10 protein-coding genes are annotated in these 14040 nt (G+C 38.9%); 9 read left to right on the forward strand and 1 reads right to left on the reverse strand.

Annotation, left to right across the window (positions count from 1 at the left end):
• Positions 1-4: 4 nt before the first annotated feature.
• From QCD85_RS16015 to QCD85_RS16035, 5 genes are all read left to right on the forward strand, one after another.
• Positions 5-772 (forward strand): sugar phosphate isomerase/epimerase family protein, encoded by a 768-nt coding sequence (locus QCD85_RS16015; RefSeq protein WP_301263210.1) that lies wholly within the window; start codon positions 5-7, stop codon positions 770-772.
• A gap of 234 nt (positions 773-1006) precedes the next feature.
• Positions 1007-1975 (forward strand): sugar phosphate isomerase/epimerase family protein, encoded by a 969-nt coding sequence (locus tag QCD85_RS16020; RefSeq protein WP_273612966.1) that lies wholly within the window; start codon positions 1007-1009, stop codon positions 1973-1975.
• A 20-nt stretch (positions 1976-1995) separates the two neighbouring features.
• Positions 1996-2727 (forward strand): ThuA domain-containing protein, encoded by a 732-nt coding sequence (locus QCD85_RS16025; RefSeq protein WP_273612965.1) that lies wholly within the window; start codon positions 1996-1998, stop codon positions 2725-2727.
• A 185-nt stretch (positions 2728-2912) separates the two neighbouring features.
• Positions 2913-3602 (forward strand): uracil-DNA glycosylase, encoded by a 690-nt coding sequence (locus QCD85_RS16030; RefSeq protein WP_301263211.1) that lies wholly within the window; start codon positions 2913-2915, stop codon positions 3600-3602.
• A gap of 179 nt (positions 3603-3781) precedes the next feature.
• Positions 3782-4099: a winged helix-turn-helix transcriptional regulator gene (locus tag QCD85_RS16035; protein WP_273612963.1), complete on the forward strand. Its 318-nt coding sequence runs from the start codon at positions 3782-3784 to the stop codon at positions 4097-4099.
• A 112-nt stretch (positions 4100-4211) separates the two neighbouring features.
• On the opposite strand, the gene QCD85_RS16040 is transcribed toward QCD85_RS16035, so the two are convergent.
• Positions 4212-4934: a Crp/Fnr family transcriptional regulator gene (locus tag QCD85_RS16040; protein ID WP_301263212.1), complete on the reverse strand. Its 723-nt coding sequence runs from the start codon at positions 4932-4934 to the stop codon at positions 4212-4214.
• Positions 4935-5265: 331 nt separating this feature from the next.
• Between QCD85_RS16040 and adhE the strand changes: the two genes are divergently transcribed.
• The 4 genes from adhE to nagZ all read left to right on the forward strand — a co-directional run bounded on the left by adhE (position 5266) and on the right by nagZ (position 13823).
• Positions 5266-7878: a bifunctional acetaldehyde-CoA/alcohol dehydrogenase gene (adhE, locus tag QCD85_RS16045; RefSeq protein ID WP_273612961.1), complete on the forward strand. Its 2613-nt coding sequence runs from the start codon at positions 5266-5268 to the stop codon at positions 7876-7878.
• Between the two features lie 688 nt (positions 7879-8566).
• On the forward strand, positions 8567-10834 hold the full coding sequence (pflB, locus tag QCD85_RS16050) for a formate C-acetyltransferase (protein WP_273612960.1): 2268 nt from the start codon (positions 8567-8569) through the stop codon (positions 10832-10834).
• Between the two features lie 315 nt (positions 10835-11149).
• The gene (gene pflA, locus QCD85_RS16055; protein ID WP_273612959.1) at positions 11150-11887 is read left to right on the forward strand and encodes a pyruvate formate-lyase-activating protein; all 738 of its coding nucleotides are present in this window, start codon (positions 11150-11152) and stop codon (positions 11885-11887) included.
• A 313-nt stretch (positions 11888-12200) separates the two neighbouring features.
• Positions 12201-13823 carry a beta-N-acetylhexosaminidase gene (gene nagZ, locus QCD85_RS16060; protein WP_301263213.1) on the forward strand — a complete coding sequence of 541 codons (1623 nt, stop codon included), beginning with the start codon at positions 12201-12203 and terminating at the stop codon, positions 13821-13823.
• Positions 13824-14040: the final 217 nt, after the last annotated feature.

Consider the following 14040-nt stretch of genomic DNA (forward strand, 5'->3'; position numbering starts at 1 on the left):
AGCAATGGTTAAAGTTGGACTGCAATTATACACAGTACGAGACGATTTAGAAAAAGATTTTGAAGGTACAATTTCTAAAGTTGCATCGCTCGGATATCAAGGTGTTGAATTTGCCGGATTTTACGGACGTACTGCTAGTCAAATTAACGAATTACTCAAAAAACACAACCTTGAAGTTGTGGGTTCTCATACCCAATATACAGAATTATTACAAGATGCACAGTCTTTAATCGATTATAACAAAGAAATTGGCAATCGTTATATTATTGTACCATTCTTGTCTGAAGAGCACCGTAGTAACTGGCCAGAAGTTTTTGCTAATCTACGTAAGCTTGGAGAACTGTGCAATCAAAACGATGTAGTGTTGTTATATCACAACCATGAATTTGAATTTACTGAAAAATTAGGGGAACATACTGTATTTGATGCAATGTATACTGAAGTGCCTGCATCACTATTGCAAGTTGAATTAGATAGTTGCTGGGTACAGTATGGTGGATATGATCCTATTGAATATATTCAAAAATACGCTGGACGCTTACCGATTGTTCACTGGAAAGATTTCAAACGCACGGATAAAGGTGCACAGACGGTTGAACTTGGTGAAGGTGAAGTGCCTGTTGCAGCGATAGCCGATGCTACTGAAAAAGCAGGAGCAGAGTGGTTAGTCGTAGAGCAAGATTCATGCCTACAACCGCCTTTGCAAAGTATCGAGCAAAGCATCAACTGGGTAAAATCATACGGTGCTAAAGGTGGAAAAGTAAGCGTGTAATCTAACTCTTACTGTTCAATCCTAATAATTGTACTAAAATGGATATAAATCGCAATTTAGGTGAACTTTATGACATGTTTCGACGTATTATTTAATAATAGAGCATTTACACTATTCTCAACTGTCTGATAGGACAAATACAGAACTCACCGTTCGCTCTATTGATTAGATTCAAGTGATAAGTTCACCAGATTGCATTCATAAAATTAACGAATGAAGCTGGAGGATGGACAAATGAAATTAGGCGTATTTATGGTATTGCTCAACAATATGAGCTTTGAAGAAGCATTGGATTATGTAGCTGAAAAAGGCGTTAAAATGGTAGAGCTTGGTTCTGGCGGTAATCCAGGTAATGTTCACTGTAAGCCTGACGAATTACTTGCAGATGAAGGTAAGCTTAGAGCATTCAAGCAAGCGATCGATTCTCGTGGTTTAACGATTAGTGCATTAAGCTGTCATGGTAACCCTTTGCATCCGCAAAAAGCGATTGCCAAAGAATCCCATGAAGACTTTATCAAATCCGTTCAACTGGCACAGAAGTTAGATGTAGCGGTTGTAAATACATTCTCCGGTTGTCCGGGTGATAGTGATGATGCGAAATACCCGAACTGGCCTGTAGCACCGTGGCCGAATGATTTCCAGGATCTTATGAAATGGCAATGGGAAGAAAAAGTCATTCCATACTGGACAGAGAATGGTAAATTCGCTGCTGATCATAATGTAAAAGTTGGTTTGGAACTGCATGGTGGTTTCTCTGTGCATACTCCAGGTACACTATTACGCTTGCGTGAAGCTGCTGGTGAAGTGATCGGAGCGAACCTTGATCCGAGTCATATGTGGTGGCAAGGTATTGATCCGGTACAAGCGATTAAAATTTTAGGAAAAAATAATGCAATTCATCACTTTCATGCTAAAGATACGCTGGTAGATACCGATAATGTTAATATGCACGGCGTAACAGATATGCAAGACTACACCAAAATGCAAGATCGTGCATGGCAGTTCCGTACAGTAGGCTTTGGTCATGATAACAAAACATGGGCTGATATTATCAGCACGTTACGTCTAGTTGGATACGATTATGTTGTAAGTATAGAGCACGAAGATGGTCTAATGTCAGTAAATGAAGGTTTCACAAAAGCTGTCCATAACTTGAAGCAGGTTTTGATTGAGGAAGAACTTGGTGAGATGTGGTGGGTCTAATATAGAGGAGGAAGTTTTTTATGATTAATGTAACGGTCTGGAATGAGTTTGTACATGAGAAAATCCGTGATGATGTCAAAGCAGTATATCCTGATGGGATTCATACTGTTCTGGCGGATGGGCTATCGAAGGAAGGCTTTGCCTGCCGTACAGCTACACTCGATCAGCCGGAACATGGTTTGACAGAGTCTGTGTTGAATTCTACCGATGTGATGTTATGGTGGGGACATACAGCTCACGAATTAGTAGATGATGATATTGCAGAAGCGGTAGCAAGAAGAGTCAATGAAGGTATGGGATTAATCGTTCTTCATTCAGGGCATTTCTCCAAACCATTTAAACAATTAATGGGAACCAGTTGTGATCTAAAATGGCGTGTAGCCGATGAGCAAGAAATTCTATGGTGTGTGAATCCTACGCATCCTATCGCTCAAGGTGTTAACCCTTCAATCACATTGGATAAAGAAGAAATGTATGGTGAATTTTTCGATATTCCTGCTCCTGATGAATTGGTATACTTGAGCAACTTTGAAGGCGGAGAAGTATTCCGTAGCGGTTGTACGTATCGTCGTGGACATGGTAAAGTCTTTTACTTCCGTCCAGGTCATGAGACGTATCCAACGTATTACAATCAGGATATTATGCACATTATCTCTAACGCTGTACGCTGGGCGTATCCTGCAATAAATACACGTCCTGAATTCGGTCGCACAGAACCTACACGTGCACTTGGTAGTAAAGTAATGGCGTAACAGCTATACCAAACAAACTGAGTTCCAGACAGTATTAATCATAGAAAATAAATCTTTCAAAAGTGCGCGTGTATGGTTAATAGCCTACAGGCGTACTTTTTTTGGGATTTTATCCAGCAAGATCGCTATTATACACTGATGAAAGCACTCTACCATGTAGATTAGTGATAGAAAGGAGTGCATAGATGTCTAAAGCACAAAGAGAATCACAGATTGGCAATGTTCCGTTATCGCCAACACGAATTAGCGAATGTTTGGAGCGAGTAGCCGGACATCGGTTAGAAGGATTTTTAGGTGGTTATGGTAAATTTCCGGGTGGATTAATGATGGTAGGAGAAGCACCGGGAGCGAATGAGATTGAAAAAGGGATTCCTTTTTGTGGACAAGCAGGTAAAGTGTTAGACGGTTACTTTGATGCTTTGAATATTACAAGAAATGATCTATATATTACAAGTGCTGTACGTAGTCGTCCATATAAAGACAAAATGATTCAAGGTAAACATACAGCCGAACGATCAAGCCGATCGAATCGTACGCCGACTTCGTATGAAGTATTTGCGTTTGCACCTATTTTGGATACTGAGATTGAAACGGTACAACCGCAAATTATTATTACGCTTGGCAATATTGCTTTGCAACGATTACTAGGCAAAGGATACCAAGTCTCTCAGGTTCATGGTCAAGCACGGCGCAGTCATATTCAGCAAGTCGATGCCGATCATATGGATCAGGGATATCATTGGTCAGAACAGGAATACTGGATTTTTCCTATGTATCATCCTGCGGCAGTATTGTATAATAGATCATTGACAACTATTATTGCAGAAGATCTGGTCATTTTGCGAGAATTGATCGATTTAACGCTACAATCATAATATAATGTTGAAAGATTGAGCTTTAATCTGTAATTATGTAATGTTTTCGTTCTCTTTTCAGGTAAAATATGCTAAAATATATGTACTAACTAATCGTAAGTTAACATCGTAATATGATGAAATACGAGCTTATGACTATCCGATCCCGTGTTTCGGAACAATTGAAGAGGTGAGAGAACATGGAGCAACACCAGTTGGGATTATGTCCCCGTTTTGAGACCGCGTTTTCATTTTTAGGAAAAAGATGGAATGGTCTAATTATTCAATCATTAATGAGTGGTCCTAAACGTTTTAAAGATATTTCTAATCTGATTCCGATGATGAGCGACAAAATGCTATCTGAACGAATGAAAGATCTAGAAAGCAGTGGAATTCTGATTCGTCAGGTATATCCAGAGACTCCTGTTCGAATCGAATATGAGTTAACAGACAAAGGTCGTGCACTTAAGCCGGTTATGGAGCAGATTCAGAACTGGGCAGAGCATTGGGTAGAATAGTACGCTATGAATGAATCAAAAAAAGCTTTCCGCTATGAGTAACACACGGAAAGCTTTTTTGGTATCTTTAGTTGTCTAAACAGGTAAGTGTATAGAAGATACTGAATATTCATTAGATTCTGCATATTTCTTTAGGGCATAATTCACAGTGACATACTTCTTGTAAAGCTTCAAGGTCATGGATAATGATCATACCGTGTTCATATTCGATACTTTCTTTTTTACGTAGATCGCTAAGCATCCGGTTTACACTTTCACGAGTAGCACCAATCATATTCGATAAGTCTGTATGCGTGATTTTTTTGTTAATCAAAATAGAACCTTTATCATTGTAATCTTCACCATACGTATTGCTTAAACGAATCAATGTAGAGCAGAGTGCACCTGGTTTACCATATAACATCAAGTCACGCACTTTAGTCTGAGTCAGACGGTGATGCGTTCCCATCCATTTCATAAAGTCGATTGCAAAGTCGCAATACTGACAGATCATTAATTCTAATTCTTTATGTTCGATCACAGCAACTTCTGTATCTTCTATTGCTTCTGCTGTAAATCCAAGGCGTGTACCAGAGAATGGGTCAGCTTGACCGATCATATCTCCTGCTTGATACATATATAGAATCAATTCTTTACCTTCATCGGTTGATTTCGTTAATTTAACGCGTCCACTTTTAAGGAAATATAATTTATCGGATAAATCGCCTTCCCAGAATAAATGAGATCCTGCTGCGATACTACGTTCTGTAGAATGGTTAAGTAATCGTTCCTGATTAATTTCCGAAAAGCATGCTGTATTATGACGTGGTTGAGTTTCTTCTAAAGACTTGTTCATTATTATTCGCCCCTTTATTTCAATTATACGTGAAATTAATCATAATGCATAACATTTTAGGAAAAAAATTGGAAATTAAATGATTAGTTAAATTCTACATTATATAGTAACAATAATGACTTACAAATGAAGAAAAGCTTCTTCATACTTTGTGATTAATTTCACTATTATCATACATCTTTTTATATTAAAATGCAAAAGGAAAAAATGAAATAGAATAAATTTAAAAAATAAAAATTGATTGTGAAAAATATCACATTATGATTTATGTCTCTATGCTATGATCAGTGCGTAGACAAAAGCAATACACATTCTGAGGAGGATGAGAGAAATGGCTGTAAAAAATGATGCTAGTCGCAACGTGGAATTGAGTGCACAGGAAGAAATTCAAAAATTAATTGATAAAGCTAACAAAGCGCACGCTGCATTTATGAATATGAATCAAGAACAAATTGATAACATCGTACAAGCAATGGCGTTAGCTGGTCTGGATCAACATATGTATCTTGCTAAACTGGCTGTTGAAGAAACAGGTAGAGGTGTATATGAAGATAAAATTATCAAAAACATGTTTGCTACTGAATATATATACCACAGCATCAAAAATGATAAAACAGTCGGTGTTATTGAAGACAATGATTATGAAAGCTTCCAAAAAATCGCTGAACCTGTCGGAATCATCATGGGGATTACACCTGTAACGAATCCAACATCAACAACGATGTTCAAATCATTAATTTCAATTAAAACACGTAACCCTATCATTTTCGGCTTCCATCCATCTGCACAGAATTGTAGTAAAGAAGCAGCTCGCATTTTGCTTGAAGCGGCTGTAAAACATGGTGCACCTGCAGATTGTATCCAGTGGATTGATGCTCCTTCAATGGACAAAACAAACGCTTTGATGAACCATCCTGATGTAGCCATGATCTTAGCTACTGGTGGTGGCGCAATGGTTAAAGCAGCATATAGCTGTGGTAAACCTGCACTTGGCGTAGGTCCTGGTAACGTTCCTGCTTTTATCGAGAAAAGTGCTGATCTACAACAAGCTGTTAATGACTTAATTCTTTCCAAATCGTTTGATAATGGTATGATCTGTGCTTCTGAACAGGCTGTAGTTATTGAAGAACCTGTCTATGAAAAAGTGAAAAAATTAATGATCGATAACGGTTGCTACTTTGTAACAAAAGAAGAAGCAGGCAAATTAACAAACGGTGCAATGAATACAGATAAATGTGCAGTGAATCCTTCTATTGTAGGACAATCTGCTGTAAAAATTGCTGAACTTTGTGGAATTACTGTTCCAGCAGACACCAAAATATTGGTTGCTGAACTGGAAGGTGTCGGTACTAAATTCCCATTATCTGCTGAAAAATTAAGCCCTGTGTTGGCTTGCTATAGAGTTAAAAATGCGGATCAAGGGATTGAACGTGCTGCACAAATCGTAGAATTTGGCGGTATGGGTCACTCTTCAGCTATCCATTCTAATAATGATGAAGTTATTCAAAAATTCGCTAACCGTCTACAAACTGGACGTATTATCGTGAACTCTCCTTCTACACACGGAGCTATCGGTGACCTTTACAATACTAACTTACCATCTCTAACACTAGGCTGTGGATCTTATGGTCGTAACTCTACTTCTTCTAATGTAAGTGCAGTGAATCTGATTAATGTGAAAAGGGTGGCTCGTCGTACTGTGAATATGCAATGGTTCAAAATACCTTCTAAAGTTTATTTTGAAAAAGGTGCAACTCAATACCTTGCTAAAATGCCTGATATTAGCCGTGTTGTGATCGTAACAGATGCGATGATGGTACAACTTGGTTATGTAGAAAAAGTACAACATTACTTGCGTCAACGTCAGACTCCAGTGGTTGTTGAAGTATTCTCTGATGTAGAACCAGATCCATCTACAGCTACAGTTGAACGTGGTCGTCAAATGATGGAACGTTTCCAACCTGACTGCATTATCGCTCTTGGTGGTGGATCACCTATGGATGCTGCTAAAGGCATGTGGATGTTCTACGAATACCCTGATACTGAATTTGATAACTTAAAACAAAAATTCATGGATATCCGCAAACGGATTTACAAATACCCACATTTGGGACAAAAAGCACAATTCGTAGCTATTCCTACAACTTCGGGTACAGGTTCTGAAGTAACATCGTTCGCGGTTATTACAGATAAAGAAAAAGGCAACACTAAATATCCTTTGGCTGATTATGAGTTAACACCAGACGTAGCGATTATCGATCCTGAATTTGTATACTCTTTACCTCGCGTAGCTGTAGCTGATACAGGTATGGACGTATTGACTCATGCGATTGAAGCTTATGTATCTGTAATGGCAAGTGACTTTACCGATGGACTAGCAATCAAAGCGATTCAATTGGTATTCCAATATCTAGAACAGTCTGCTCTAACAGGCGACAAACTGGCTCGTGAAAAAATGCATAATGCTTCTACGATTGCAGGTATGGCATTTGCGAATGCATTCTTAGGTATTAACCATAGCTTGGCACACAAATGGGGTGGACAATACCATACAGCACATGGTCGTACCAATGCGATCTTGTTGCCACACGTTATCCGCTACAATGCAAAAAAACCAACTAAATTCGCATCGTTCCCTAAATATTCTCACTTTATCGCTCACGAACGTTATGCTGAAATTGCACGCATCCTAGGATTGCCAGCACGTACAACTGAAGAGGGCGTAAACAGCTTGATCAATGCTATTCGTGACTTGAACCGTAAATTAGGTATTCCAGAAACATTTGAAGCTTTGGGCTTTGATGCAAAAGACTTTGAATCTCGTGTCGATTACCTTGCTGACCGTGCATTTGAAGATCAATGTACAACAGCGAATCCTAAATTACCTTTAGTGACTGAACTAGCTGATGTATACCGCAACGCATTCTACGGTAGATTTGAATAAGTATACTTTTGAAATAGTAATCATGTAGATTGAAAAAAGGATCACTCCACAAATGCTTTTATAGCAGAGTCGTTGGAGATGATCCTTTTTTTCTTCTTATTTAAATGGTATCTCTAAAAATAGACTCTCAAGATACGCTATTGAAAATAAAAAATAAAGCAAATATGGAAATTCATCTCATACAAAAGAACGATCTCCTAGTTTGCGATATGAGCAGAACTAATGAGAGTCGTTCTTTTATTCGTAGAGAGGAGTGATGCAATGTCCAACATTATTCTATAGTGCGTAGATAGAATAATACAGAAATAGTGTGATATATTTCGTTGTTAGAAGTCGTATATTCCGGTATTATGCTACAGTTATTTGTTGCAAAATCTTATGTATATTTTTGTATTAGTAGATTGATGTTACTGTGTTTACAGCATAATTAGTTGCTCGCTTATGCTGTAAAAGGATTTCTGAATATCTGTAATAGTTATTTTTGAAAACTGTTATAGATACAGAATGTGATAAAAATCATAATAAAAATGCGATTTTGTGATAAATGTCACATACTCTGCTTATGAATTACATCATAATAAAGACATAGCCGGAGGGAGAAAATAACAGCTTCCGGTATCGTACAGGCGAGACAAGCATTAGCTTAAACGCTTTTGTGATTTTATTCACAATAATGGAGGGATTATCAATGTCAGTTATCGAAAGAAATGTACAGGATAATTTAAAAAAAGATGCATGGCGCAATTTCAAATCAGGTAAATGGGCAAAACATGTAGATACTCGTGATTTTATTGAGCAAAACATTAGCGCATATCAAGGAAACGAAACATTCCTAGCTGGCCCTACTTCAAATACAAAAGACTTGTGGGATATTATTTCTAAACTATCTAAAGAAGAGATCGAACGTGGCGGAGTATGGGATGTAGATGCTGCAACACCTTCTACTATCACTTCACATGGTCCTGGATACTTGGACAAAGACAAAGAACAAATCGTCGGTGTTCAAACAGATGCTCCTTTCCGTCGTTCGCTTCAACCGTTCGGTGGTATCAAAATGATGATCGATGCTTGTAAAGCGTATGGCTTTGAAGTACCAGAACAAATCATTGATATCTTCACTAATATTCGTAAAACGCATAACCAGGGTGTATTTGATGCTTATACTTCCGATATGAGAGCAGCACGTAAAGCAGGTATCATTACAGGTTTGCCAGATGCTTACGGTCGTGGACGTATTATCGGTGACTATCGCCGCGTAGCATTGTACGGTGTAGACTTCTTGATCAACGAAAGAAAACAAGATTTGAATGACATGGAAGTTGATGTAATTGATGAAGAAGTTATTCGTCTTCGTGAAGAAGTATCTGAACAAATTCGTGCTCTAGGCGAATTGAAAAAAATGGCTGAAATGCATGGCTTCGATATTTCCAAACCTGCACAAACAGCTAAAGAAGCGTTCCAATGGGTATACTTCGGTTACCTTGCAGCAATCAAAGAACAAAATGGTGCAGCGATGTCTCTAGGACGTGTATCTTCTTTCCTTGATATCTATATCGAACGTGATGTAAAAGAAGGCACATTAACAGAACAACAAGCTCAAGAATTGGTAGACCATTTTGTAATGAAATTGCGTATCGTTAAATTCTTGCGTACTCCAGACTACAACGAATTGTTCAGTGGTGACCCTACTTGGGTTACAGAATCTATCGGTGGTATGGCTGTAGACGGCAAAACATTAGTAACTAAAAACAGCTTCCGTTTCTTGCATACATTATACAACTTGGGACCTGCACCAGAACCTAACTTGACTGTATTGTGGTCAGAACAATTGCCAGAAGCTTTCAAAAAATTCTGTGCTAAAGTTTCAATCGAAACAAGTTCTATCCAATACGAAAACGATGATCTTATGCGTCCGATCTATGGCGATGATTACGGTATTGCTTGCTGTGTATCCGCTATGCGTATCGGTAAACAAATGCAGTTCTTCGGTGCTCGTGCTAACCTTGCCAAAGCATTATTATATGCAATCAACGGTGGACGTGACGAGAAATCAGGCGTTCAAGTAGGACCTGAATATCCTGCAATTACTTCTGAAGTGCTTGAATATGACGAAGTCATGAAACGCTTCAAAGCAATGATGGAATGGTTAGGCAAATTGTACATGAACACATTGAACGTTATCCATTACATGCATGACAAATATAGCTACGAACGTATCGAAATGGCATTACATGATCGTGATATCTTACGTACAATGGCTTGTGGTATTGCTGGTCTATCTGTAGCAGCTGACTCATTGAGTGCTATCAAATATGCAAAAGTAACACCTATCCGTGACGAACGTGGTATTGCTGTAGACTTCAAAATTGAAGGCGAATATCCTTGCTACGGTAATAACGATGATAAAGTCGATCAAATTGCTGTTGAATTGGTAGAAACATTTATGGGTATGATTCGCAAAAACAAAGCATACCGTGGTGCAACACCAACACAATCAGTACTAACAATCACTTCTAACGTAGTGTACGGTAAAAAAACAGGTACAACACCAGATGGACGTAAAGCTGGCGAACCATTCGCACCAGGTGCTAACCCTATGCACGGAAGAGATACAAAAGGTGCACTTGCTTCTCTAAGTTCTGTTGCTAAATTACCATACGAAGATAGCTTAGATGGTATTTCTAACACATTCTCTATCGTACCAAAAGCATTAGGTAAAGAAGAAGAAATCCGTAAATCAAACCTTGTATCTATGCTAGACGGATACTTTGGTAGCAACGCTCATCACTTGAACGTGAACGTGTTTGCTCGTGAACAACTACTAGACGCTATGGAACACCCAGAAAACTACCCACAATTAACAATCCGTGTATCTGGATATGCTGTTAACTTTGTGAAATTGACTCGTGAACAACAAATGGATGTCATCAACCGCACATTCCACGGATCAATGTAATACAAATTTTTTAAAATAATAAAGCAATAAAACTAACCAAAGTAATCAAAGCTTTTAACTGCTAACCAACAATGAATGATATAAGTTATATCTGAAAATGTAACTCCATCTGCTGAGTGAAGGCTATAGAATTATTTTGAAGAAGCGAAGCGTTCGCCTTTAAGATTCGGATATCGACTGCGAAAGCAGTTCATTCCAGATATCCGATCTTAACAGCGATCGTAAAAATAATCTATTGACGTAACGGAGCATACTAGAGCGATACATTTTCACATAACTTATATACATCAACTCAGACGAAAGGGGTGATTGATCATGGTAAAAGGCCGTGTTCACTCGCTAGAAACGTTCGGTACCGTCGATGGCCCGGGCATACGATTTGTACTATTTATGCAGGGTTGTCTGATGAAATGCCAATACTGTCATAACCCTGATACATGGAACTTGGACGGAGGTAAAGTGATGGAGCTAGAAGAAGTGCTAGCTGAAATCGAACCTTACTTGAGTTACTACCGTTCTTCTGGTGGAGGATTGACTGTATCCGGCGGCGAACCAACGTTACAAGCTCCTTTTGTTAGAGAATTGTTCAAAGCAGTCAAAGAACGTTGGAATCTCAGTACAACACTCGATAGTAATGGATTCAACGAACCTGGTAAAATCCATGAACTGCTTGAAGTCACAGACCTAGTCATGCTAGATATTAAGCATATTAACAATGAAAAGCACAAAAAATTGACTGGTGTATCGAATGAACGCACTCTACACACTGCACAATGGCTGTCTGACAATGGACGCAAAATGTGGATACGCCATGTATTTGTACCGGGAATTAATGATGCTGAAGAAGATTTGATCGCTTTAGGCGAATTTATCGGTACATTAAAAGGAGTAGAGAAGTTCGAAATTTTACCTTATCATCAGATGGGCATCTACAAATGGGAAGCGCTGGGACGCATCTATCCGCTGGATGGGGTTCCTTCGCCAACCGAAGCTGAAGTAGATCGTGCGTATCGTCTGATCGAACAAGGTCGTCGTCAAGTCTCTTGTGTCTAATCCTCCTCTTTATGAAAATAGATAGAATAACAACCATAGTCAGTAAAAAGGGTATACGAACGTGAAACCAGAAGTCCTTTCCAGTGTAATCAGGGAAAGGGCTTTTTGGTATGTCTTTTTGGTATGTATAGGTATGTCATATATTTCGCTAGCTATACAGTATCCTTACTTAAAAAAATTCCCCAAAACCCAAACTTTATCCGCTTGTTGCCTTAGATATAGTTATCTATACTTAAATAAGGATCTAGCTAGTCATTTCATGCTCGGATAAAGACATTTTTTCAAAATAGGCTCAAGCTTAAGGGGGATACATATGAACACTATTCAATTATCAGACCTGACCTTAGACCAGAAAATCGGACAATTATTTGTATGCGGATTTCATACAAATGTACCGAATGAACATATTACTGAATTGATAGAGAAATATCATGTAGGTGGAGTGATTTATTTTCGCCGTAATATAGGAAAAGCTCGTCAGATTACAGACCTTTCAGCAGGATTGCAACAGATTGCTCACAGGCAAGGCTTACCTCCATTATTGATAGCAATCGATCAAGAAGGAGGAATGGTCAGCCGAATTGACCAAGACGAGATGAGCCTGATTCCAGGCAATATGACATTAGGAGCTGTAAATGATGTAAGTCTGACTTCTGCGGCTTCAGCGATAAGTGCACGCGAACTACGCACACTTGGAATTAATGTTAATTTTGCCCCATGTGTAGATGTAAATAATAACCCGCGTAATCCGGTTATTGGTGTACGTTCCTATTCAGAGAAACCAGAAGTGGTAGCGACTCATGGAGCAGCTGCCATTCAAGCGATTCAACAAGAACAGGTAGCCGCTACAGCCAAGCATTTTCCCGGGCATGGAGATACAGAAGTCGATTCTCATTACGGCTTGGCTTCGGTGCCTCATGACAAGGCTCGTTTGGAACAGATAGAATTACTTCCTTTCCGAGCGGCTATACAAGCAGGGGTAGATATGATTATGTCTGCACATGTGATTTTTCCAGCGTTTGAACCAGAGTCAATTCCAGCAACTTTATCACGTAAAGTATTGACTGATCTGCTTCGGACTGAAATGGGTTTTGACGGATTAATCGTAACCGATTGTCTGGAAATGCATGCGATTGCGAAGCATTTTCCGATTCCACAGGCAACAGTGATGGCGGCGCAAGCAGGAGCCGATCTATTACTGGTTAGTCATACACTAGAGCATCAGATCGCTGCGATTGAAGCAATCAAAGAAGCTGTTCAACAAGGTCATCTATCTGAAGTACAAATTGATGCTTCGGTAGAACGTATACTTGCGCTCAAAGCCAAACATCAAATGAACGCAGAACCTTACCCGATAGAAGAGTGGACAGAGCGTTTAGAGCCGTCAACGATCGAACCGATTTTACGTGATATTGCAGAACGAAGTATTACACTTGTCAAAGATGAAGGGCAATTGCCTTTACAAAAAAACGATCAGGTATTAGTGATCTGGCCACAGGTAACACGTCTAACAGAAGTCGATGAACCAACAGGGCATGATATCAGCTTTGCTCAAGCGCTTCGTAGTTATGGCATTAATGCTACGCAGATTATTATCGATTCTAGACCAGAACCAGAAGAGATTCAGCACGTGTTAGAGCAAGCCGTTCATTATCCTAAAGTGATTTTTGCTGCGTATACATCATCAGGACTGTTACCTCTTGGACAGGCAGAACTAGCTCGTCAGTTATCTTTGCTACCAGATACAGCATTGATCGTAGCTTCTGTACGTAATCCTTATGATATAAATGATCTACCTGAGATCAAGACGTATATATGTAGTTATGAAAATCGAAAGTATGCTGTAGAAGCATTAGCCGCTGTAATCGCAGGAGTGAAGTCGGCACTTGGCAAGTTACCCGTTAGCTTAAACGATCAATATCAGATTCAATTATAGAACGTGATATCGTTTATTTTGTGCCTAGGATATGGTTCTATCTATAGCTGATAGGTAATATCTATCGCTAAAATAGGTTATTGGATTTATTTGTGGTAAAGTATAACTAATGACGTTTTCTGAGCACATCATGTAGTCAAAAACAGTCTATTCATCGCTGATGGATAAGGCTGTTTTTTATGTGATTTTTCGTTGTAATAGATGTGGCTGAAGTGTG

Origin of the sequence: Paenibacillus sp. PsM32 (assembly GCF_030433815.1) — a bacterium.
Taxonomy (GTDB): Bacteria; Bacillota; Bacilli; order Paenibacillales; family Paenibacillaceae; genus Saccharibacillus; species Saccharibacillus kyungheensis.